Source organism: Kluyvera sp. CHPC 1.251 (assembly GCF_036759945.1).
GTDB classification, from domain to species: Bacteria; Pseudomonadota; Gammaproteobacteria; order Enterobacterales; family Enterobacteriaceae; genus Kluyvera; species Kluyvera sichuanensis.
The window spans coordinates 179,896-201,564 of the sequence record NZ_JAPKIC010000004.1 but is presented as its reverse complement, the minus strand read 5'-3'; the positions used below and the strand labels follow the sequence as shown (position 1 = coordinate 201,564).

At 57.2% G+C, this 21,669-nt stretch carries 21 protein-coding genes; 10 read left to right on the top strand and 11 right to left on the bottom strand.

Annotated features, from left to right (window positions below):
* Positions 1–73 precede the first annotated feature (73 nt).
* Together V6940_RS10115 and ansP are read left to right on the top strand one after the other, a co-directional pair.
* Positions 74–673, top strand: coding sequence for a transporter (locus tag V6940_RS10115; protein WP_333495753.1), 600 nt, complete (start codon positions 74–76; stop codon positions 671–673).
* 313 nt (positions 674–986) lie between these two features.
* On the top strand, positions 987–2,429 hold the full coding sequence (gene ansP, locus V6940_RS10110) for an L-asparagine permease (protein WP_185666523.1): 1,443 nt from the start codon (positions 987–989) through the stop codon (positions 2,427–2,429).
* Between the two features lie 90 nt (positions 2,430–2,519).
* Here the strand turns inward: ansP and V6940_RS10105 are convergent, their stop codons facing one another.
* Positions 2,520–3,473 carry a hypothetical protein gene (locus tag V6940_RS10105; RefSeq protein ID WP_442910796.1) on the bottom strand — a complete coding sequence of 318 codons (954 nt, stop codon included), beginning with the start codon at positions 3,471–3,473 and terminating at the stop codon, positions 2,520–2,522.
* A gap of 142 nt (positions 3,474–3,615) precedes the next feature.
* On the opposite strand from V6940_RS10105, the gene V6940_RS10100 reads away from it, so the two are divergent.
* The 7 genes from V6940_RS10100 (at position 3,616) to V6940_RS10070 (ending at position 11,271) form a co-directional block, all read left to right on the top strand.
* Positions 3,616–3,978: a hypothetical protein gene (locus V6940_RS10100; protein ID WP_333495752.1), complete on the top strand. Its 363-nt coding sequence runs from the start codon at positions 3,616–3,618 to the stop codon at positions 3,976–3,978.
* A gap of 47 nt (positions 3,979–4,025) precedes the next feature.
* Positions 4,026–6,056, top strand: a complete 2,031-nt coding sequence (locus V6940_RS10095) for a protein-disulfide reductase DsbD family protein (protein ID WP_333495751.1) — start codon at positions 4,026–4,028, stop codon at positions 6,054–6,056.
* Between the two features lie 6 nt (positions 6,057–6,062).
* Complete coding sequence (locus tag V6940_RS10090; RefSeq protein WP_333495750.1) at positions 6,063–6,785, top strand: DsbA family protein; 723 nt, start codon at positions 6,063–6,065, stop codon at positions 6,783–6,785.
* A 44-nt stretch (positions 6,786–6,829) separates the two neighbouring features.
* The gene (gene dsbG, locus V6940_RS10085; RefSeq protein WP_185666753.1) at positions 6,830–7,588 is read left to right on the top strand and encodes a thiol:disulfide interchange protein DsbG; all 759 of its coding nucleotides are present in this window, start codon (positions 6,830–6,832) and stop codon (positions 7,586–7,588) included.
* 615 nt (positions 7,589–8,203) lie between these two features.
* Complete coding sequence (gene glsA / locus V6940_RS10080; RefSeq protein WP_333495749.1) at positions 8,204–9,217, top strand: glutaminase A; 1,014 nt, start codon at positions 8,204–8,206, stop codon at positions 9,215–9,217.
* Positions 9,218–9,220: 3 nt separating this feature from the next.
* Positions 9,221–10,822 (top strand): MFS transporter, encoded by a 1,602-nt coding sequence (locus V6940_RS10075; RefSeq protein WP_333495748.1) that lies wholly within the window; start codon positions 9,221–9,223, stop codon positions 10,820–10,822.
* 71 nt (positions 10,823–10,893) lie between these two features.
* Entirely contained in the window at positions 10,894–11,271 is a 378-nt protein-coding gene (locus V6940_RS10070) for a hypothetical protein (protein ID WP_333495747.1), read from the top strand.
* A gap of 49 nt (positions 11,272–11,320) precedes the next feature.
* Here V6940_RS10070 and V6940_RS10065 read toward each other — a convergent pair whose 3' ends face one another.
* The 6 genes from V6940_RS10065 to V6940_RS10040 form a co-directional block, all read right to left on the bottom strand.
* A complete protein-coding gene (locus V6940_RS10065) occupies positions 11,321–11,461 on the bottom strand; it encodes a hypothetical protein (protein ID WP_333495746.1) in 141 nt (46 codons plus the stop codon).
* 49 nt (positions 11,462–11,510) lie between these two features.
* Entirely contained in the window at positions 11,511–11,747 is a 237-nt protein-coding gene (locus V6940_RS10060; protein ID WP_185666515.1) for a hypothetical protein, read from the bottom strand.
* 477 nt (positions 11,748–12,224) lie between these two features.
* Positions 12,225–13,352, bottom strand: coding sequence for an ABC transporter substrate-binding protein (locus V6940_RS10055; protein ID WP_220439829.1), 1,128 nt, complete (start codon positions 13,350–13,352; stop codon positions 12,225–12,227).
* Between the two features lie 24 nt (positions 13,353–13,376).
* Positions 13,377–14,147, bottom strand: a complete 771-nt coding sequence (locus V6940_RS10050) for an ABC transporter ATP-binding protein (protein ID WP_333495745.1) — start codon at positions 14,145–14,147, stop codon at positions 13,377–13,379.
* Positions 14,147–15,148 (bottom strand): FecCD family ABC transporter permease, encoded by a 1,002-nt coding sequence (locus tag V6940_RS10045; RefSeq protein ID WP_442910808.1) that lies wholly within the window; start codon positions 15,146–15,148, stop codon positions 14,147–14,149. Before V6940_RS10045 ends, V6940_RS10050 begins: the two co-directional genes overlap by 1 nt.
* A gap of 299 nt (positions 15,149–15,447) precedes the next feature.
* Entirely contained in the window at positions 15,448–15,570 is a 123-nt protein-coding gene (locus V6940_RS10040) for a hypothetical protein (RefSeq protein ID WP_333495743.1), read from the bottom strand.
* Positions 15,571–15,728: 158 nt separating this feature from the next.
* Here V6940_RS10040 and V6940_RS10035 point away from each other — a divergent pair, with 158 nt between their 5' ends.
* Positions 15,729–16,340 (top strand): class I SAM-dependent DNA methyltransferase, encoded by a 612-nt coding sequence (locus V6940_RS10035; RefSeq protein ID WP_333495742.1) that lies wholly within the window; start codon positions 15,729–15,731, stop codon positions 16,338–16,340.
* Between the two features lie 18 nt (positions 16,341–16,358).
* Here the strand turns inward: V6940_RS10035 and V6940_RS10030 are convergent, their stop codons facing one another.
* From V6940_RS10030 to V6940_RS10015, 4 genes are read right to left on the bottom strand one after another with little or no spacing between them, the layout of a single operon-like run.
* Entirely contained in the window at positions 16,359–17,354 is a 996-nt protein-coding gene (locus tag V6940_RS10030) for an ABC transporter permease (protein WP_333495741.1), read from the bottom strand.
* Positions 17,351–18,286, bottom strand: coding sequence for an ABC transporter permease (locus V6940_RS10025; RefSeq protein ID WP_333495740.1), 936 nt, complete (start codon positions 18,284–18,286; stop codon positions 17,351–17,353). The genes V6940_RS10030 and V6940_RS10025 overlap by 4 nt, the downstream gene beginning before the upstream one ends.
* Positions 18,264–19,904, bottom strand: coding sequence for an ABC transporter ATP-binding protein (locus V6940_RS10020; protein WP_333495739.1), 1,641 nt, complete (start codon positions 19,902–19,904; stop codon positions 18,264–18,266). The genes V6940_RS10025 and V6940_RS10020 overlap by 23 nt, the downstream gene beginning before the upstream one ends.
* 10 nt (positions 19,905–19,914) lie before the next feature.
* Entirely contained in the window at positions 19,915–21,669 is a 1,755-nt protein-coding gene (locus tag V6940_RS10015; protein WP_333495738.1) for an ABC transporter substrate-binding protein, read from the bottom strand.

Genomic DNA, 21,669 nt, shown 5'->3' with positions numbered 1-21,669 from the left:
TGAGGCACATAAGGATAAGTTCTGTTACGGTCAGTAATGTAAACTGTTTGTTTATTAAAAGACCGTGACTATTATGATTTTAGTTAATTTATTTTTACGCTGCTTCTTTTTATCGCTGGCAACCGGCGCTGCTATTTTATGCCTGCATATCGATGTCAATATTCTCAAAAATAGCCTGTCTGAGGTCTCGCTCACCGAGATTGTTCAGGAGACTATCCTCTTGCTTATCGTCCTGATCCACCTCGTGGCTGCACGTAAGCAACCCGATATGCGTCAATGTAATACCCTGATTGCAGGCTTCTTTATGGCCATGCTGATCCGCGAACTCGACGGCATTTTCGATCTGATCCACCACGGCAGCTGGGTATGGTTTGCACTGGCAGTCAGTATTACTGCGCTTATCTACGCGTTTCGACAGCCTCAGCGGGTATTACATCAGCTCACCCTGTATTCAGCAAAACCCGCCTTCGGGATTATGCTCGCGGGATTATTGGCCACGCTGGTGTTTTCTCGCCTGTTTGGTATGTCGTTGCTCTGGCACTCCCTGCTCCAGGATGGCTACGTTCGGGAGGTGAAAAATATGGTGGAAGAGGGGACGGAACTCTTCGGTTATATTCTCTGCCTGGCGGCTTCGGTAGAAATATTCCATCGGCAGAAAGCGGACCACCGTTAAATTTTCCGCCCAATAAATCATCACATTTACGGGCCTCCTATGGGAGGCCCTTTTTGTACTCGTCGCTGGACGAAAGCACTGGCCCAGAGCAAGTAACCGACGTTTTCGCAGAGGGCACCGTTTTATGCGTGAAAGAGGTCTGAAGAGTAAGCGTATGTTTTGCGCCGCTTAATAATTGCAGGTAGGATGCTTCGCGGCAGTTTTATCCCTACGCAGAATGACGGGAAAAACCGCGCGGGTTGTCGTGGATAGGCGTTCCGTATTCATTCGATAACCTTATGCATTCCATACATCAGACAGGTACAGGGTAATAATGGAAACACAACATTCACAGGCCGCGGAGCAACGCGCGGCAAAACGACGCTGGCTGAACGCCCACGAAGAGGGTTATCACAAGGCGATGGGCAACCGACAGGTACAGATGATCGCCATCGGTGGCGCTATCGGTACCGGCTTGTTCCTCGGCGCAGGTGCGCGTTTGCAAATGGCAGGTCCGGCGCTGGCGCTGGTTTACCTGGTTTGCGGCATCTTCTCGTTCTTTATTCTTCGCGCGCTGGGCGAGCTGGTACTGCACCGCCCATCGAGCGGCAGCTTTGTCTCCTATGCTCGTGAGTTTCTCGGCGAAAAGGCCGCCTATGTGGCGGGCTGGATGTACTTCGTCAACTGGGCAATGACCGGTATTGTCGATATCACCGCAGTGGCGCTCTATATGCACTACTGGGGCGCGTTTGGTGATGTGCCGCAGTGGGTGTTTGCGCTGGGCGCGCTGGCGATTGTCGGCACCATGAACATGATTGGCGTGAAGTGGTTTGCCGAGATGGAGTTCTGGTTTGCGCTGGTTAAGGTGTTGGCGATTGTGGTGTTCCTCGTCGTCGGGACCGTGTATCTGGGCAGCGGCAAACCGCTGGACGGTAATGCCACCGGCTTCCATCTGATAACCGACAACGGCGGCTTCTTCCCGCACGGCCTGTTGCCTGCGCTGGTGCTGGTGCAGGGCGTGGTATTTGCCTTCGCCTCCATTGAACTGGTGGGTACTGCGGCGGGCGAGTGTAAAGATCCGCAGACCATGGTGCCGCGCGCCATCAACAGCGTTATCTGGCGTATCGGCCTGTTCTACGTGGGTTCGGTGGTGCTGCTGGTGCTGCTGCTGCCGTGGACAGCTTATCAGGCGGGGCAGAGCCCGTTTGTCACCTTCTTCTCGAAGCTCGGCGTGCCTTATATCGGCAGTATCATGAACATCGTGGTACTGACGGCGGCGCTCTCCAGCCTTAACTCGGGCCTCTACTGCACCGGGCGTATCTTACGCTCGATGGCGATGGGCGGTTCCGCACCGAAGTTTATGAGCAAAATGAGCCGCCAGCACGTGCCGTACGCAGGCATTATGGCGACGCTGGTAGTCTACGTGGTGGGCGTGTTCCTGAACTATCTGGTGCCGTCTCAGGTCTTTGAAATCGTGCTGAACTTCGCCTCGCTGGGCATTATCGCTTCGTGGGCGTTTATCATGGTGTGCCAGCTGCGCCTGCGTAAGGCCATTAAAGAAGGCAAGGCCGCGGACGTGAACTTCAAGCTGCCGGGCGCACCGTTTACCTCCTGGCTGACGCTGCTGTTCCTGCTGAGCGTGCTGGTACTGATGGCGTTCGACTATCCGAATGGCACCTACACCATCGCCTCGCTGCCGCTGATTGCTATTCTGCTGGTGGCTGGATGGTTCGGCGTTCGTAAACGTGTAGCGGAAATTCACAGCACCGCACCGTAATCCACGGTAGGCCGGATAAGGCGTTTACGCCGCCATATGGCACTCTGCTCTATGCTGCCGGATGGCGCTTTGCTTATCCGGCCTACCCGATTAAAAGCTCATGGCTAGCCCCACGCCATAGCCGCTGGTGCCGTTACCGAACATATAGCGCGCCACCAATCGCGTGCGGGTAATAAAGACCGGGTACTTACTGCTGTCCATCTCAATCCCAATCCCGACCGAGCTCAAACTATCAAACCCTAACGTGCCGCGTTGTTCGCCGAGATACTCGGTATGCGCCCCTTCCAGCACATAACGCACCGGGCTTTTCAGCAGCGTCCAGTCAAAAAGCGGGGCGCGACGGCGCAGATAAAGCCCGAGGTTTTGTGCCGTAGCGCTGCCCGCGACGGCGCTGGATGTGTTGCCGAAGGTTTGCAGATTCATGCCCGTATAGCGCAGTTCAATGTCAATATCCTGCGCCGGGGAGACTAGTTCATAGTCGAGCATTAACGAACCGCCCAGGCCATAGGCGTTGAGCCGGCCACCGTCGAGAAAGTCATATTCGGCGTTGCGGTGCCGCTCCAGCGCCCATTTGCCGATCCGCAAATCGCTCGCCATGGTGCCGAGCATGAAGTTAGCAATGGGACGCAGCACGAGGTTGCCGCCCCAACGGTCGCGGTACAAATTAAAATCCCAGCCGATACCGCCGGTGGCCGTCAGGCTGTTCCATTTGGTCGGAATACGTCGGCTTTGGTCGCCATCGCTGATGACGAACTGCGGATCGTAGCGGCTGTAGCCCATCGCCCCTTCGAGATAAAGCGGGAAGGCATCGCCCATCGTTGCGCCACCGCCAAACTGGGTGATCGACAGCTCGGTTTTATCGTCGGAGCCCGAGCCGATATTGAGGTCGCTGGCGGTAATATCCGGCACAATCATGTAGCTCATCAGCGTCAGCACTGCATCGGCCCGCTGCTTAATGCGCTGTCCGTCCGCTGCCTGCAGCGCGGTGCTGAAGGTCAGCGAAGTCAGCAAAAGCATGAACATGCCGGAAAATGCCGCGATCATGGTCGGTGCAGCCTCAATCGGGTGATAATGGATTAACTATAGAGCAGGATCCCGCCGCAGTAAGACAAAACCTTACACTCGCGGCCTTGCGCATTGTTGAGGATTGTTTATGATTCGGCTGTTCTGAAACGTCTGGTAATTTATGCGTAATCGTCAGCTTTTTGCTAAAGGGTTCTTGATAGTGACCTGCCTCGCCATGGCGCTTTGCCTGGTGCAGCGGGCGGTCTATCTGCACCATTTTCTCGAGCAGGTTGGCAACCCGGTTCAGACTCTCTCCACGCCGGCAACGGACGAATCCCAGGTTGGGCCTTCGCCGTGCCAGCTTAGCGCCAACTCGCTGTTTTGCGCGCAGCCCATTTTCTTCGACGGCGCGCTGCCTGCCGTCATCATCTTCCTGGCCCTGATTCAGCTATTCGCTGAAGTGCGTACGTTTGTCTTCCGCGACGTGCCCAAACGGCCGCCCACGCTTCGAATACACCTCAAAAACTGTGTTTTCCGTGAATGAATCATCGTCCTGACGACGATTGATTATTTAATTCACGGAGAAAAAACATGTTGAATATCTTCAGGGGATTACTCCTCCTGTTGCTGGCCTGCGTGGGCACCGCTCACGCTGCCGATACCGGGTGGCTTACGTCACCGCAAAATGACCACGCTAAGATTCGTTTCCAGGCAGAAAGAGGGCAGGACCGCCTGTATGGCTTGCTGACCGTTGAGCTGCAGTCCGGCTGGAAAACCTACTGGCGATCGCCGGGAGAAGGGGGCGTGGCGCCCGAAATTCACTGGAAAAACGGTGAAAAGGCGCAGTGGTACTGGCCGGTGCCGTCGCGCTTTGATATTTCGGGGCTGACCACCCAGGGCTACCATAACCGGGTGGTGATTCCGATGATCATCACCGGTAATCCGGGGGATGTGCTGGACGGCACGCTGACGCTCTCAACCTGCAGCAACGTCTGTCTATTAACGGACTACCCGCTGCATCTCGATTTTAACCAGCCGGTCGACGGTCAGTTCCAGAACGCGTTCGAGCAGGCGATGCGCACCATCCCAGCGGAGAAGGGTATTTCGGAGGATCTCGCGGCGCACCTTGAGGGCGATCGACTGGTGATCACCGGTACCACCGTGGGGACATGGCGTTCTCCGGAAATCTATTTTGACCCGATGGACGGCGGCATTATTCCCGGCGACCCGAGCATCGAAATGCACGGCGCGGAACTGGTTGTGAGCGCGCCGGTGACGGACGAGTGGGGCGAAAAACCGGCAACGCTCGCGGGGAAAACGCTCTCCTTTGTCCTCACCAGCGACGGCAAAGCCCAGCAAACCACCCTGACGGTAGGGGCCGATCAAACCGCCAATGCACCCGCTGTAGCCAGCGTCAGTATCGTGCAGATGCTGCTGTTTGCACTGCTCGGCGGGTTTATCCTCAACCTGATGCCCTGCGTCCTGCCGGTGATGGGGATGAAGCTGAGCGCGGTGCTCCACGCCGGGTCGGATACGCGCAGTATCCGCCTGCGATTCCTCGCGACCAGCGCCGGGATCCTCGTCTCCTTTGCGCTGCTGGCAACAATGGTCACGGTGCTGAAGCTGACCGGTGCCGCGCTGGGCTGGGGGATCCAGTTCCAGAATCCTTGGTTTATTGGCCTGATGGTCGCTGTTACCTTTATCTTCGCGCTGAACCTGTTTGGCACCTTTGCCGTGCTGCTGCCGTCATCCATGGTCGGAAGGATGGCCACCGCCGGTGGTAACGGGATGCTGGGCAGTTTCTTTGAGGGGATGTTTGCTACGCTGCTGGCCACACCGTGTTCGGCGCCGTTCCTCGGCACCGCCGTGGCCTTTGCGCTGGGGGCACCGCTTCAGGATCTCTGGTTTATCTTTATCGCGCTTGGCATCGGGATGGCGATACCCTGGCTGCTGGTGGCGCTGCTGCCAAAAACCGCCGCGCTCTTACCACGTCCGGGGCGCTGGATGGCGATGCTGAAAACCATTCTGGCGCTGATGATGCTGGCTTCAAGTCTGTGGCTGGCGTCGTTGCTGAGCCTGCATTTAGGTGACCGGATCAGTGATATGGTGATTCTGCTACTGGCCATCGTGGCGCTGGTGGCCGTTCTGTTCACCGGCCCACGCAGCGGCGCGGCGTTCTATCTGGCGGTGATTCTGCTCACCGGCCTTGGCGGCTACCAGCTGCGCGGGCTGATTCAGTCGCCGTCAGCCTCGTCCACTGAGGCCAGCGTGGATATTCGCTGGCAGCCGCTTAGCGAAGCTGCAATTGACCAGGCGCTGGCGCAGGGCAAACGCGTTTTCGTGGACATCTCCGCCGACTGGTGCGTGACCTGCAAAGTGAATGAAATGCGCGTGCTGAACCAGCCGGAGATCGTCGCGGCGCTGAATGCCCCAGATGTGGTGGCGCTGCGTGGTGACTGGAGTAAGCCTTCAGCATCGATAGCCGCCTTCCTGCAAAAGCGCAACCGCTACGCCATCCCCTTCAATGAAGTTTACGGGCCGGGCCAGCCCGAGGGCGAGATCCTCTCGCCGCTGCTGGACCAACAAACGCTGCTCGCCGCCCTGAAACATGCCAAAGGTTAATGAATCATGAAATACACGCTTCTGTTTACGCTTTTAATGACCGCCTCATTGCAGGCCATTGCCGCACCCGCCCTCACGCCAGCCCAGGAGGCCCGCGTCCAGGAATTAGTGCAGGAGACGCTGCTTAAACATCCGGAAATTCTGGCCGCTGCGGCAGAAAAGCTGGATCAGCAAAGCGCTGAGGCCAGCCAGCAGCAGATGAAATCGGTTATCGCGCAGAACAGCGATTTTCTCTATCGCGACCCCAACTCTCCGCGCATTGGGGCAGCGAAACCTCGCCTGACGCTGGTGGTCTTTACCGACTATAACTGCCCATACTGCAAGAAATTTGATCCTTATCTGGAGAAGATCGTGGCGAAATACCCGGACGTTGCCGTGGTGTTCAAATTCCTGCCTTACCGCTCGGAAAGTTCGGTGACTTCGGCCCGGGACGCGCTCACCGTCTGGCGTGCTCACCCGGAGCAGTTTATGAAGTTTAACGACCTGCTGATGGCGAAAAAGGGCTATCACGATGATGCCAGCATCACACAGGCCAAGCAGAAAGCGGGCGTGGTGGTGAATGAACCGGACAGCGAGAGCTTTGAGACGGTGAAGAAAAGCCTCGCACTGGCGCAGCAGTTGGGTATTCAGGGCACGCCCGCCACGCTGATTGGCGATGAAATGCTCTCCGGCTGGGTTCCTTACGAGCAGTTTGATGCTATGGTCAGCGACGCGCTGAAAAAACAGTAAATTCACTTCCGGGGGAGCGATCCCCCGTTCAGAGAGGGACGATGATGAAATCGATTATCCTAACGTCACTGGCGCTGCTCCCGGCGTTCGCCTACGCCAGCGCGCCGCTTCCCGATATCGTGAAGCGCTTTAGCGAACAGCAGAACATCACCATCATTAAAGAGGTGGAGGCCCCCGGTGGGCTGAAAAGTTGGGTCGGGAAGTATCAGGATATGGGGGTAAACCTGTTCCTGACTCCCGACGGCAAGCACGTGGTATCGGGGTACCTTTATGACGACAAAGGTAAAAACCTGAGTGAAGGCTACTTTACCGAAGCGATTTACGTGCCGATGGGCCAGGAGATGTGGAAAACGCTCAATAGCGCCCACGCGCTGAAGGAGGGGGCCGATACCGCGCCGAGAAAGGTGTTTGTGTTTGCCGATCCTTTCTGCCCTTACTGCAAAACTTTCTGGGCGGCAGCGCAGCCGTGGGTTGAGGCGGGTCATGTCCAGCTCAATACGCTGCTGGTGGCCTTCCTGAACCCGAAAAGCGGGCGCAACGCGACGGCCATTCTTAATGCGGCGGATCCGGTAGCGGCCTGGCGGGATTACGAATTGTCCAACGGTAAGAAATTGCCGCGTTTTGACGGCGTCACGCCGCGCGAGACCTTCAATCTGCTGCAACAGCATCAGAAGATGATGGATGACTTAGGCGCGAACGCCACGCCGGCGATTTACTATATGAACGATAAGAATGAGCTACAGCAGGTGGTGGGGATGCCTGATGAGAAACAGCTTGAGGCGATGTTTGGCCCGAAACCCTGATATGACGTGTGGCCCCCTCACCCTAACCCTCTCCCCACAGGGGCGAGGGGACCGATTGGCGTCGTTGGTAAACCTGGCGCTGGTTTTCCCCCTCTCCCTTTCAGGGAGAGGGCCGGGGTGAGGATAATGCGCGGAGCTGGGCAAATATCTACAATTAAGCGCTAATAAAAGCAGGTAATTTACCAGGATTACCCCTGTCAGATTATTTAAATATTTCAGGTGTACCACTTTATGGTTATATTGTTTAACTGGTATCTCAAATGACACTTATTTACATTCAGCTGGCGAATCTTTAACGGGAATAACGCTATAATGCCGCCGCTCTAAGGAAAAACATCAATCATTCATTACCAATGAGTCATATGCTATGGATAAGCAAATGTATATCATCACCCGAAGTCAACGCTACCTGCAGACCAAACCCCCTTCTACGCCATAATTGCCCCCCGCTGTTTCTCACAGCATCTACTATTTTTCCTCCTTACCGCTCGACGGTTATTTTCCCTGTCTAGCGTATAGGTCACGCTGCGTCTTTCAATACGCTTATTCGTACAGCAAAATTTAAATTATAAATTTTGGTATTCTGCTGTGCGCCAAAAATAAAGGAACGTCTTTATGGAATATCATTCCAGGGACCACCATAACCAAAATATATCGCTGCCCAGCGGCGAACACATTGAACGTCTGATTACGGACGTTTATTCGGCCCTGCGCTCCGAGCAAGAGGGTGCCGTTTCGACGGTCTATCCGGCATTAACCCGCGTCGACCCGAACCTGTTTGGCATCTACCTCAAAGGCGTAGACGGCTACGAGTTCTCCATCGGTGATGTGGGAACAGAGTTCACCATCATGAGCATCTCCAAGCCCTTTATCTTTGCGCTGGTGTGCCAGGCCATTGGGCCGCAGGCGGCGCGCGAACGGCTTGGCGTCAACGGTACCGGGATGCCCTTTAACTCGGTATCGGCCATTGAGCAGTCGACCACAAAACTGACGAACCCGATGGTCAATTCCGGGGCCATTGCCACCACCAGTTTTACGCCAGGAAAAACTAAAGAAGAGAAATGGCACTATATCTACAACGGCCTTTGCGGATTTGCCGGGCGTAAGCTGACGTTAAACGAAGAAATATATCAGTCTGCCTGCCAGAGTAATTATCGCAATCGCGGAATTGCCCATCTGCTTTATAGCTATGGACGCCTCGGGTGTGATCCGGAAATGGCCACCGAACTGTATACCCGTCAATGCTGCCTGAATATTAACTCCCGTGATTTAGCCGTAATGGGGGCAACCCTTGCCGACGGCGGAATTAACCCGGTAACCGGAGATAAAATTATTAATAACGCCATCTGTCATTATACCCTCGCCGTGATGCTGACGTCGGGAATGTATGAAACCTCCGGGGAATGGCTATATGAAACCGGACTGCCTGCTAAAAGCGGTATCGGCGGCGGCATTATTGCCGTCTCACCGGGAAAATGTGCGTTAAGCGCTTTCTCTCCGCTGCTCGACGGTGCCGGAAATAGCGTTAAAGCGCAGAAAGCTATTCGATCATTATCGCGCTGTCTGGGGATGGATCTGCTGGTCGCTAAACCCTACACCGATAACCGCAGCCTAACGGGGCAGGAGTAACCGATGAGTACAATAACCGCAGAACAACAGCAGCGCTCCTGGGCGCCGATGATCGCCATCGCGCTGGCCCAGGTGTTGATGTCATTCAACGTCGCGTCGCTTCCGGTCGCGCTTAGCGGTATGGTCAACAGCTTTAACGTGCCGCCAACCGATATTGCCACCGGCATTATTATGTACTCGCTCTCCGTCGCCGCGTTTGTGATGGCCGGCTCTAAGCTCAGCCAGCGCTTTGGCCCGGTTATCGTCTTTCGCGTGTCTGTGCTGGTCTTTGGCGGCGCGCAGATTTTCATGGTCATCAGCCAGAACGTACAGACCATGATTGCCGCGCAGGCGCTTTGCGGGCTTACTGCAGCCGCGCTGGTACCAGCGCTGGTGGCGCTGATTGCGGAAAACTACAAGGGCAAGCAGCAGGCGACAGCGCTGGGCTCGCTCGGCTCCGCCCGTGCGGGCGCCGGCGTGGCGGCATTTCTGATTGGCGGTGTCTTTGGCACCTGGATCGGCTGGCGCCCGGTGTTTGCCGTAATGATTGTCCTCGCGCTTATCACTTTTGCGCTGAGCTTCCGTCTGCGTAAAGATGAAGGCGACCCGAGCGTGCAGATAGACGTGATTGGCCTGCTGCTGGCTGCCAGCGCTATTGTACTGCTCTCGCTGGGCTTCAATAACCTGAACGGCTGGGGTGGCCTGATGGCGAAACCCGCCGCGCCGTTTACCCTGAACGGTCTGTCACCCGCGCCGGTGATGATTGTGGTGGGCTTTATCCTGCTGCAAGGGTTTGTGATGTGGAACCGTCATATCAAACAGCGCGGCCGCACGCCGCTGATTGCGCTGGAAGTGATGGACTCGCCGTCCGAGAAAGCCGCCGTCATCGTGATGTTCGCCGTGGTGGCGCTGGAAGCAATGCTGAACTTCACCGTGCCGCTGTATATCCAGATTGTGCAGGGACGCACGCCGATGGCGACCACCGTGGCGATGCTGCCGTTCAACCTGTCGGTGTTCTTCTCCGCGCTGTTGGTGATTAAGTTGTACGACAAATTTACGCCGAAACAGATTGCCACCTCGGGGTTCATCGTCTGCTGCGCGGCGCTGGTCTGGCTCTCCTGGGTTGTCACCAATAACTGGAGTGAATGGCCGGTGATGGTGGGGCTGATTGTCTTCGGCATGGGGCAGGGGGCGCTGGTCACGCTGGTGTTCAACGTGCTGGTCAGCTCCTCACCTAAATCGCTGGCAAGCGACGTAGGGGCGCTTCGCGGCACGACCAGCAACCTGGCAAACGCCATTGGTACGGCGGTGGCGGGCGCGCTGCTGGTTGGCTTGCTCAGTGCCAGCGTGATGAAAAGCGTGGTGGCCTCGCCGGTGGTCACCGCCGAGCTTCAGGCGGAGGTGAATCTGGATAACATCAACTTTGTCAGCAACGAACGTCTGGCGACGGTGCTGGAAAATACCTCGGCGACGCCTGCGCAGGTGCAGGAAGCGATGGACATCAACGAGGCTTCCAGACTGAAGGCGCTGAAGCTCGGGATCCTGATCATGGCGCTGATCTCCGCGCTGGCCATTCTCCCGGCTCGTCGACTGCCGGGCTACTCTCCGGGCAATATTCCGGTGTAGCGATACCTTCCCGGCGTTGAGGTTATTCGACATGCTTCAACGCCGCTTATTTTTGAATTAAGGATTTCATCATGACGCGTATCTCTTTCTGGAAGGGCGTAATGGCGTGGGTCAAGCTCGCCTCGCTGCTCTTTTTCACCCTGTTTGTGCTTCTTGTACTGCCGCATCTGGGCGTCGCTGGGATGAATTTCTCGGTGCAGTTTTTATCGTTCAAACTGGTGATTGTGCTGTTTATCATCGCCTACCTGGCGTTTGTCTTTTCTTATGGCCGACTGCGCTTAAAGCGTCGTGGTTTTTTGATGGCGGGTGTGGGGCATATTCTGGTCGTCGCGCTATTTAGCCTGTTGTTCTATCCGATCGTCGGTTTTGCGATTGCGCTATTTTATCTCGCGGCGGCGTATAAGTTTGCGAGCATTAAAATTGGCTGCCAGTGCAGCGCGATGGGCTAATGGTGGTGATGGGTTACCGATGCGGGCGCATCGGTAACCCATCAAGCCATCAGGACGGATCTTTAATGTCGCCCAGTAGCTTTCTCATCCGTGGGCCAAGTATCCAGAACAGCGCCAGAATAATCAGCAGCAGCAGTGCCGACAGCCCTTTATGGTTATTGATGAGGATAAAAATCATTGCCAAAGTCAAGGCGTAAATCCTTATTGTTGTGCGTTGTGTATTTTATGCAGCGTAGGGATTAGCCCCAGACGCGAATAAAGTTAGTTGCGATAGTGATAATCACCCACACCAGTAAATAATAACGGCGGGAATCATTACGTGATTCCAGGGCGGCGAAATAGTTAGCGCTATAAAATGCTGAAATAATAATGGCGACGGTGATGACAATATGCCAGACGCCTTCTCTGATACCGATAACGGCGCTAATGGAGGCAAAGCAGATAACGATCGCAATGCCGTTCAGGGCATTACACATCAACCAACCCCACAGGCTTGATGGCCTGCTAAACATCTGTTCAAGTCTTAAAACCAATTAGTCATTCACCCAGTCAATAAAAGAGCGCTATAAAATGCATTTTATAACCTGGCAGGGAGTTGACCAAAATCAAGTTTGATGGTTTCTATAGGGAATTAATTTGAAACTGATACATATCAATTTACGCGATATATTGTGAGTTTACGGTTGTTTTGAAAATATTAAAACCTGCAAATCACCATGATATATAAAGATAAAGTGGGGAGGGCTAGTGTTTTATTTTTAACGCTATTTTAAATTTATTACCTATTTGGTATAGGGTTTAGTACTACTGTTTATCGAATGATAGTCACTGCCTTTATTATTATTTTAGCTGAATATAACCGACGTTAACAGCGATTTCAGAATAGCGATCGTTGATCGGTAAAATAGAATAAAAAGGCGTCAGTGAAAAATTTCACTGACGCCACGCGTTTTTTACTTCCCAGGCGTATAGCTCAGAATCACCTTATCATCCGGAATATGGGTGAATTGGGTAATCAGCTGATGGTAATCTGCCAGAGGATCGACATCTTTAAACTGCGTTGGATAGAAAATCTTACTCAGCGTCTCAATAGCGATAATGTTGTACGGGTTGTTATAGAAGTGGTGATACAGCGCCCCGGTATGCCCTGCGACAACCGCCGGAATGCTGCTCACACCCTGACGCGCCAGCAGCGCGTTAAAGGCGCTGACCACATCGCTTTCCGGCACGTTGTAGCCGAACGGAATAATCGCCGTGCCTTTGCCCGGGCGTTTAGAGCCGGTCATCAGATAGTAGTCAGGATTCATGGAGATGATTTTCTCCACCGAGATATTGCCGGTTGCGCCCGGCAGCAGTTGCGAACCAATGTTCACGCCGCCTGCGGCTTCGACCAGACCGCCCCAGCCGTTGCGCGCATGAGTGAAGCAGCAGCCGTTATCCAGCCCGGCAACCCCGGCAATCGGCTCGATAAACACTAATGGCTTCTTCTCAACCTTAGCCAGGCGCTGATGAATAGTGTCCAGGCGCTGCTGATAGAAGTTGATATAGGCCTGCGCGCGGTCGCTCTGACCGAGCACTTTGCCGAGCATCGCGATGCTTGGCATGGTGTTCTCAACCGGATGCAGTTCGTAGTCAACGAAAACGACCGGCACGTGGAGCGCCTCGAGCTTCGCCAGCACGCCGCTTTGCACCAGCGATGGCTTAGCGCGCAGCTGGGCAATCATCAGATCCGGGTGGCGAGAGATCACCGTCTCCAGGTCAACGTTGCCCTGGTCGGAGAATTTCATATCGAGGATCTTATCCGCCTCGGGCCATTTACGCTTCAGCACGTTCCAGGTTTCGGTATCCTGCTTTTTCGGCAGGTTGTTCCACGCCACCACTTTGGCGAACGGATTGTCGCGCTCAAGCACCGCCAGCGTCAGAATATCGCGACCGTCCTGCAGAATAATGCGCTGCGGCTCCTGCGTTACCGTGACCGTCCGGTTGTCCATATCCTTGACCGTGACCGGCCAGTTACCCGCCATCGCCAGCAGCGGTGAAAGCAGCAGCGCTGCGCCTAGTAGTGCCTTCTTCATCGTCATGATTTCCCCGTCTTACGATTATTGTTATGTCGTTAACCCATCGACCACCACGTGCGGCAGCCCTTGTGAACAATGTTCGACCCGGCCACGCACGCCGTAAACGGTCGCCAGATTTTGTGGAATCACCACTTCATCCGGTACGCCGCTTGCTACCAGCGCACCGTTTTTCAGCATCACGGCATATTCGGCGTGGCGAAGAGCAATGTTGATATCGTGGATAACCACCACCGTGACGATATTGCGCAGCCGCGTCTCTCTGGCGACGATATCCATCACGTGAAACTGGAAGTTGAGGTCGAGGGCGCTCAGCGGTTCATCAAGCAGCAGCAGATCCGGTTGGCGAATCAGGGACTGCGCCAGGCCAATCAGCTGTTTCTGGCCCCCGGAGAGCTGGTCGAGGTAGTGCATCGCCAGATGGGCGACGCCGAGTTTTTCCAGAATGGCGTAGGCTTCCTGCTCGGCGTTGCCTTCGTGGTAGCCGCTGGCGCGGCGCGCCACGATAACCGACTCCAACGCGTGCAGATGCACACCGGCGGGCAGCGACTGCGGCAGATAAACCACCTTCTGGGCGCGTTTGGCGGGCATCAGCGTCATCAGATCTTCGTCGTTCAGCGACAGCACGCCCTGCGCTGGGTTGAGATCCGCCAGTGCCCGTAGCAGCGTCGATTTGCCGGAACCGTTGGGGCCGAGCAGGGCGGTAATCTTCCCGCGCGGCAGCAGCGGCGTGGTCAGGCCATCGATAATTTTCTTTTTGCCATACCCGGTATGGAGGTCGCGAATAGAGAGGCCATCCATTACAGCGTTCCTCGGTGGCGAATAATAATGCTCAGGAAGAAGGGTACGCCGACCAGCGAGGTCACGATGCCCACCGGAATAATGACCCCGGTGACGATATTTTTAGACACCACCGACGCCAGAGACAGCACCAGCGCGCCAATCAGCATGCTGCCGGGCAGGTAGAAGCGGTGATCTTCGCCAAACATCATGCGGGAAATGTGCGGCGCGACCAGGCCGATAAAGCCGATGGGGCCAACGAAGGCCACGGTCAGCGCCGAGATAATGCTGATGCGCAGCAGCGTTGCCAGACGCAGTTTACGTACGTTAATGCCAAAGCTGACGGCGCGATCTTCACCAAGGCGCAGCGCGGTCAGCTTCCAGGCGTTTTTCAATGACAGCGGAGTGATAATCAGCAGCGCCACCGCCAGAATCGCCAGCTTGTCCCACGAGGCGCGCGCCAGGCTGCCCATCGTCCAGAACACCAGACCCTGCAAGGTATCTTCGCTGGCGACGAACTGCAAAATGGAGATCAGCGCGTTAAAGGTGAAGACCAGCGCGATGCCAAACAGCACCACGCCAGAGGTGGCAACCCGCGTCCAGCGGCTGATGCCGTCGAGAATAAAGCAGGCCATCAGCGCAAAGACAAAGGCGTTCACCGAGATAAACCACTGGTCGGGAATGCCCGGAATGCCTAGCCCCAGAATAATTGCCAGTGCCGCGCCGAACGAAGCGGCAGAGGAGACGCCGAGGGTAAACGGGCTGGCCAGCGGGTTGTTGAGGATGGTCTGCATCTCTGCCCCGGCAAGCCCTAAGCCCATGCCGACCAGAATCGCCATCAGCGCGAACGGTAAGCGCAGCTCCCAGACAATCACGCGGATGCCTGCATCGGCGGCGTCGGCGTGGAACAGCGTCTGCCACAGCGTCGATACGGAGATGCCCGAGGGGCCGAGGGTAAAATCAAGCAGCAGGGAGCAGAGGATGCAGAGTAGTACCACGCCGGCAAGCAGGTAACGCTGCATAACCACCCGACGGTAGCGGGCGGCAATCGCCAGCGCGGGGGAGTCGGCGCTGGAGGCAAGGCTGGAATTCATCGGATAACCTTATGGAACAGGGTAAATTCAGTGAACCTCCCGCCTGTCCCGAGGCGAAAAATGCAGGATATCCAATATCCTGGAGAGAGCTGGCGACAATATATTGAATTGATAATGCTTATCAATTCAATATGAAAATAATTAGCGTTCCATTGATTGTTTGTTTAACTAATATCCTCACCCCGGCCCTCTGCCTGAAAGGGAGAGGGAGAAAACCGGTGCCAGACTCACCCGCAACGCCAATCGATCCCCTTGCCCCTCCGGGGAGAGTGCTGGAGTGCCGCGCCGGTGACGGCAAAAACCTTGCCGCTGAGGTCGAGCCAGTCCTGGGAGGCGTGCTGTTCAGTCATGGTTTTCTCCACGTTTTCGTTGTGTACAGATGCTCTGCCATTGTTGGAGGCGCGGCGGGGAAAGGGAATGCACGAATGAAAACCAGACGGGGACTTTTGCCTATGAGATGGGCTAATCTGTGAATTCAGCACGTCATTCTGCCACCATGAGGCCCAAGATGGACCATCCCGCTGCGCGTACTATTCTCGACCTGTATCAGCGTCACGCCGAAGCGTTTTACCAACAACGCTCACGAACGCTGTTTGAACAACGCTGGTTGGATAAGCTGCTGGTGACGATGGGGACGACCGGGAAAATGCTCGATCTTGGCTGCGGCAACGGTCTGCCGATTGCCGACTATTTTATCCAGCAGGGCTGCGCATTGACCGGGGTAGATGGCGCACCGGCGATGCTGACCCGCGCCCGTGCGCGTTTTCCCGAACAGCGATGGCTGCACCACGATATGCGGACGCTAAATCTTGCTGAGACCTTCGACGGCCTGATTGCCTGGGACAGCTTTTTCCACCTCACCCAGGATGACCAGCGTCGCATGTTTTCCGTCTTCGCCCGTCATAGCCATCCCGGCAGCGCCTTGATGTTCACCAGCGGCACCGGTCACGGCATCGCCATGGGGGAATTTGAAGGGGAACCGTTGTTCCACGCGAGCCTGGCGCCAGAAGCGTATCGGGAACGATTAGCGGAACATGGTTTTGCGGTGCTGGAGATGAAAATGGAGGACCCGGAGTGCGGCGGGCATACCGTGTGGCTGGCAAAGCGAGGAGAGCGCTGAGGCTCACCCCGCTTCGTGTTAGTGAGAATGGCTTCGCAAGAACGTGGCGTGGATAAGGTCGGTCAGTAAATTACAGACGATAAACACGCAGGCGGCGAAAATGGTGGTGCCGATCACCACCGGGAAGTCGCCGTCCAGCGCCGCATCGATGGCCAATCGCCCGACGCCGTCGAGGCCAAACATCTTCTCGGTGACAATCGCACCGCCCATAATGGCCGCCAGCTCCAGCCCGGTGAGCATCAGCACCGGGCTAAGTGCCGGTTTTAGCGCATGGTCAAAATAGACGCGCCATTCGCGAACGCCTTTTGCCCGCGCGGTACGGATATAGTCCCGATGCAGCACATCGAGCATGCTGCTGCGTAGCACCCGCTGAAAAATGCCGATCTCCGCCAACGCCAGCGTGAGCCACGGCAGGATCAGATGGCGCGCCCACTGCCATGGGTCGTCGTGAAACGCCACGTATCCTCCCGCCGGAAACCAGCCAATGTTGTGCAACGAGAGCTGATAGAACAGAAAGAAGATAATCAGCATCCCGCTGAGAAACGTCGGCAGCGACAGCGCGAGGTAAGCGAAGAGCGCCAGTAGACGGTCGATAAACCGCTCCCGGTAGCGTGCCGCCAGTACGCCCGTCAGCAGCGAAACCGCCGTCCAGATGACCAGCGCTCCCAGCGCTAACGACAGCGTGACGGGCACCTTTTCCAGAATCAACTGCGTGACCGGCGTCTGAAAGCGGAACGAATAGCCGAGCGCGGGCGGCCAGTGCAGCATCCCAACCGGCGCTCCCTGAATATCCGGGCCGCGCAGCAGGAAGTAGCGCAACTGCTGATACCAGGGATCGTTCAGGTGCAGCGCGCGGGCAATGGCTTCGATAGCCTCCGGCGTCGCGTTGCGCGGTGCCAGCATGACCGCCGGGTCCTGGTAGGCGATGCGGGTCAGCACAAAGGCCACAATCAGCACCAGCAGCAACGTCAGGGCGGTACGCAGTAGGGCTTTAATGAGCGAAAAGAAGGTCATGACGATCGGCGCTCCAGATGAGGGTCGAGGACGTTGCGCAGGCCGCTGCTCAGGCAGTTAAAACCCAGTACCGTCAGGAACAGCGCCAGCGCCGGAGCGGCTAAAAACCAGGGCTGCACCTGGTACATGGCCGAACGCTGTACGTCGGCAATTATGTTGCCAAGGCTGGCGGCAGGGGCCGGGATACCCACGCCCAAAAAGGAGAGGGTGGCTTCGGCGATAATGTTGGTCGGTAGCTGAATCGCCCAGTAGACGCCCATCGTGGGCAGCACGCCAGGGACAATATCGCGCCATAAAATGCGCCACGGCGACACCCCCATTAGCGCGGCGGCAGAGACAAACTCCTGCTGGCGCAGATCCAGCACCAGCCCGCGGCTGAGCCTCGCGAAGTAGCCCCAGGAGAAGAAGGTAATCACAAAAATAACCACCCACACCGGGTCGACGCGCGGCCCGCTCTCGCCGCCCTGATTGAGCGCCAGCAGGCTTAACGCCGTCACCACAAACGGGAAGGAGAGCACCAGGTTTATTAACTGCTGGCAGAGCGCATCGGTTTTTCCGCCGCGATAGCCGCCAATCAGCCCAACAAACAGGCCAATTATCATGGCGAGCGTGGTGGCGGGCACGGCGATAAACAGCGACACGCGAGTACCATAAAGGGTGCGCACCAGCACGTCGCGACCGTTATCGTCCGCGCCCAGCGGAAAGGCGGCGGTGGGGCCAATGGGGATCCCCATGTCCGACAGTGCGCTATCGCGAAACTGCTCGGTCTCCGCGTGGCCCAGCCAGACGGCGACCAGCGGAGCCGCCAGCGCCGCCAGCACCATCAGTGCTACGATCGTCAGCCCCCAGCGGGCGCTGGGCTCGTGCCACAACCGTCGCCATAGCGCAAGGGCTGACCGCGCTGGCGAATCAAAGAGCAATGGCTGCGTCATAGCGTAACTCCTCCGTTTCAAGCCAGGCACGGCCCGGAATGGCCGCCAGCAGCTGGCGCGTCCACGGCTGTTGCGGCTGCTGGAATATCTGTTCAGTGCTGCCCTGCTCGATAATCCTCCCGGATTGCAGCACCAGCACGCGGTCGCACAGCGCCGCCACGGCGTCGAGGTCGTGGGAGATAAACAGAATGGAGAGGCCGTAGCGCTCGCGCAGGCGGCTAAACAGCGTAATGATGCGATGCTGGGTAGTGATATCCAGGGCCGATACCGCTTCGTCGGCCACGATAAGCCGGGGCTTCATGGCCAGCGCTCTGGCGATGACCACGCGCTGGCGCTGCCCGCCGGAAAGCTGCGACGGATAGCGGGAGGCCAGAGAAGCCGGTAGCTCAACCTGCTCCAGTAGCTCAGCCACCGCTATTCGCAGCGCAGCGGGCGACAGCGATTGGCCCTGTTCGCGCAGGGCGGTTAGCTGGAGCGGCTGCGCCAGCGTATCATCGATGCGCCGACGAGGGTTGAGGCTGCTGTACGGATCCTGAAATACCATCTGCACCGCATGACGAGCCGGATGCTGGCTGCCCGGCGTCCGCCAGGGCTGACCGGCGAAGGTAAGGTGCCCGCTGTCGGCGCGATCGAGCCCGACCACAATCCGTCCCAGCGTGGTTTTACCAGAACCCGACTCGCCCACCAGCCCGAGGATCTCCCCCTCATGCAGCGTGAAGCTGACGTCATCCAGTACCGGAGCGGTGGGCGAGTGCGACCACCATTGTGACGCTTTGGCAAAACGCCGCGAGGCCTGATGAACCTCAAGCAACGGCTTCTCTTCACCGCCGCCAACCGGCGAAGATGAACGGGGATGCCAGCCCGCCTGCAGCAGTGAACGGGTGTATTCATGCGTCGGTGCGCTAAACAGCGCCGACGTTGCACCTTGCTCGACAATCCTTCCCTGCTGCATCACCGCAATGCGGTCGGCGATATCCGCCACCACCCGCAGGTTGTGACTGATAAAGACCAGCGCGCAGCCGTGCTGCTGCTGAAGGCGCTTGAGCAGGCGCAGAATCGACGCCTGCACGGTGGCATCCAGCGCCGTGGTGGGTTCGTCGGCGATAATCAGCTTCGGGTTGAGCGCAATGGCGATAGCGATCATCACCCGCTGGCGCTGCCCGCCGGAGAACGCCGCCGGACGGTCATGGTAGCGACGGGCGGCATCGCGGATGCCCACCTCGTCGAACAGCGCGACGACCCGCGCCCGCAGCGCCCGACGGCGCATCCGCTGGTGGGCGAGGATAGCCTCTTCAATTTGCCGGCCCACGCTTTTGAGCGGGTGTAAATTGCTGAGCGGATCCTGCGATACGTAGCCGATTTGCGCCCCGCGCAGCTGGCGTTTCTGGTTTGCCGTGAAGGTGTGCAGCGGCAGGTCATCAAAGACAATTTCTCCCTGCACACGCATCTCTGACGGTAACAGCCCCAGCACCGCCAGCAGGCTCAGGCTCTTCCCTGAGCCTGATTCGCCGACCACAGCCAGGGTTTCCCCTGGCTCAACGTGAAAACCGACCTCCCTGACCAGCGCGGTGCGCGGGTCAAGGCCAATCGTTAAGTCGCGTACATTGAGTAGTGGCATCGCGTCTCCGTTACGGCTTCAGCGCAATATTGGTGATATCGGCCTGGGTGGCCAGTGACGACCACGTCCAGTGGGTCACCCGGTCAGAAGTCACTGCAATACGGCGCTTCTCAAACAGCGGGATCCACGGCAGGTCGGCGGAGACCAACTGGTCGGCCTGCTGCCAGATAGGGCCCGGGTTATCGGAACCATAGGCCTGTTTTGCCAGCTGATTCAGTTTGTCGTTGCTGTAGCAGATGGCGTACACGTTACCGCGCCCGCACGGTGAGGCATCCGAGTTCAGCCAGCCACCGAGCAGCATGCGGGTTGCCGGGCCTTGCCAGTCAGGAGAGGTCTGTCCAAGCGCCAGATCCCAGCGGTTTTCCGGGCTTTGCAGATAGGCCATAAACTGCGGCGGCGGCACCGGGATCAGGTTCAGGCGAATACCGGCGCGGGCCAGATCTTCTTTGAGGATCACCGCCAGGGTGCTGAACTGATTATTGGCGCGGTAGACCAGATCCAGTGCCAGCCCCTCGTTAAGCCCGGCTTCCTTAAGTAACGCTTTGGCTTTCTCTGGGTCACCTTTGCTGTCCGGCGTGGCGTACGGATCAAAGGTCTGGTGGCCGAGCAGGGTGCTGGTGATGATTTGCCCCAGCGGCAGAGCAGCAATTTTCCCACCCTGCGCCTGAACCAGGTGCGCTTTATTCACCGCATAGGCCAGCGCCTGACGGACTTTCAGATTGCGCAGCGCCGTCGCCCCAGCGCTTTTAGCCTGCGGCTGGGCGTTGATGGCGATAAAGTTTGCCGCGCCGCTGTTGGCTGCGTGCAGGTTCGGGCTTTTTTGCACCAGATACTGGCGCACGGCGGCCTGCGGCGGCACGTCGAGGTAGAGCGATAAATCGGCATCGCCCGCCTGAATACGCTGGATCACGCTATCTTCGTTGTTGCCGGTAAAGCTGACTTCAATGGCGTCCACCCAGGCTTTACGCGCCGGGTCTTCTGCATGGTTGTAGTTTGCGACTTTTTTCAGCACCAGCTTCTGCCCGCTGGCGTAGCTTGCAACCTCATATGGCCCGCTGGACGGGAAGTTTTTGCGAAACTCCTGCGAGTCCGGGAAATAGCGCGAGGCGACCTCTTCCGGCAGCGGCGTGACGAAGTTCATCGACAGAATGTTGAGGAAATCGTAGTTCTTGCTGTCGGAGCGCAGCACCAGCGTTTTATCATCCGGCGCGCTGACGCCAGCAATGTCGTGGCTGTCGATATACGCTTTGCTGGCCGCCAGATCGCCGGGGGCAACTTTGCTGAAATCTTTGCAGTAGTCGGCAAAGCCGGAGAAGGCGAGGTTGAAGTAGTTCACCGCCGCCACCTGTTTGTTTGGGTCGCAGAAACGTTTGATGGCGTAGACAAAATCTTTAGCCACAATCGGGCGAGTGGTCGGCCCGGCGTAGTGAATGCCGTCGCGCAGATGGAAGGTGTAGGTTTTACCGTCGGCGCTAACGTCCCACGATTTTGCCAGATCGCCCACCAGCGTGGTGTCGTCCTTCAGGCTTTTCGGCGAACCGGGGTAGGTGACCAGTTGACGGGTGACCGCCCGCAGGATCTCCCAGGAGTCGACCGAATAGCCGGTCAGCGGATCAAAAGCGTCCAGATCCGGCTGTAGCGAGGCTATCTTCAGCGTACCGCCGGGCTGGGGAGCGGCCTCATCGGCTAAGGCCGGGGCCGCTGTGCCCAGTAACAGGGCGACGGAAAGCGTGTGGCCCATCAGGGGCCAACGAATGCTGTGCAT

Excerpts from the sequence above, each read along its gene's own strand:
- V6940_RS10095 (WP_333495751.1), top strand. The coding sequence starts at position 4,026 with ATGTTGAATATCTTCAGGGGATTACTCCTCCTGTTGCTGGCCTGCGTG.
- dsbG (WP_185666753.1), top strand. The coding sequence starts at position 6,830 with ATGAAATCGATTATCCTAACGTCACTGGCGCTGCTCCCGGCGTTCGCC.
- V6940_RS10025 (WP_333495740.1), bottom strand. The coding sequence starts at position 18,286 with ATGACGCAGCCATTGCTCTTTGATTCGCCAGCGCGGTCAGCCCTTGCG.
- V6940_RS10045 (WP_442910808.1), bottom strand. The coding sequence starts at position 15,148 with ATGCAGCGTTACCTGCTTGCCGGCGTGGTACTACTCTGCATCCTCTGC.
- V6940_RS10100 (WP_333495752.1), top strand. The coding sequence starts at position 3,616 with ATGCGTAATCGTCAGCTTTTTGCTAAAGGGTTCTTGATAGTGACCTGC.
- V6940_RS10070 (WP_333495747.1), top strand. The coding sequence starts at position 10,894 with ATGACGCGTATCTCTTTCTGGAAGGGCGTAATGGCGTGGGTCAAGCTC.
- V6940_RS10015 (WP_333495738.1), bottom strand. The coding sequence starts at position 21,669 with ATGCACAGCATTCGTTGGCCCCTGATGGGCCACACGCTTTCCGTCGCC.
- V6940_RS10105 (WP_442910796.1), bottom strand. The coding sequence starts at position 3,473 with ATGATCGCGGCATTTTCCGGCATGTTCATGCTTTTGCTGACTTCGCTG.
- ansP (WP_185666523.1), top strand. The coding sequence starts at position 987 with ATGGAAACACAACATTCACAGGCCGCGGAGCAACGCGCGGCAAAACGA.
- V6940_RS10075 (WP_333495748.1), top strand. The coding sequence starts at position 9,221 with ATGAGTACAATAACCGCAGAACAACAGCAGCGCTCCTGGGCGCCGATG.
- V6940_RS10035 (WP_333495742.1), top strand. The coding sequence starts at position 15,729 with ATGGACCATCCCGCTGCGCGTACTATTCTCGACCTGTATCAGCGTCAC.
- V6940_RS10090 (WP_333495750.1), top strand. The coding sequence starts at position 6,063 with ATGAAATACACGCTTCTGTTTACGCTTTTAATGACCGCCTCATTGCAG.
- V6940_RS10060 (WP_185666515.1), bottom strand. The coding sequence starts at position 11,747 with ATGTGTAATGCCCTGAACGGCATTGCGATCGTTATCTGCTTTGCCTCC.
- V6940_RS10050 (WP_333495745.1), bottom strand. The coding sequence starts at position 14,147 with ATGGATGGCCTCTCTATTCGCGACCTCCATACCGGGTATGGCAAAAAG.
- V6940_RS10020 (WP_333495739.1), bottom strand. The coding sequence starts at position 19,904 with ATGCCACTACTCAATGTACGCGACTTAACGATTGGCCTTGACCCGCGC.
- V6940_RS10055 (WP_220439829.1), bottom strand. The coding sequence starts at position 13,352 with ATGACGATGAAGAAGGCACTACTAGGCGCAGCGCTGCTGCTTTCACCG.
- glsA (WP_333495749.1), top strand. The coding sequence starts at position 8,204 with ATGGAATATCATTCCAGGGACCACCATAACCAAAATATATCGCTGCCC.
- V6940_RS10115 (WP_333495753.1), top strand. The coding sequence starts at position 74 with ATGATTTTAGTTAATTTATTTTTACGCTGCTTCTTTTTATCGCTGGCA.
- V6940_RS10030 (WP_333495741.1), bottom strand. The coding sequence starts at position 17,354 with ATGACCTTCTTTTCGCTCATTAAAGCCCTACTGCGTACCGCCCTGACG.
- V6940_RS10040 (WP_333495743.1), bottom strand. The coding sequence starts at position 15,570 with ATGACTGAACAGCACGCCTCCCAGGACTGGCTCGACCTCAGCGGCAAG.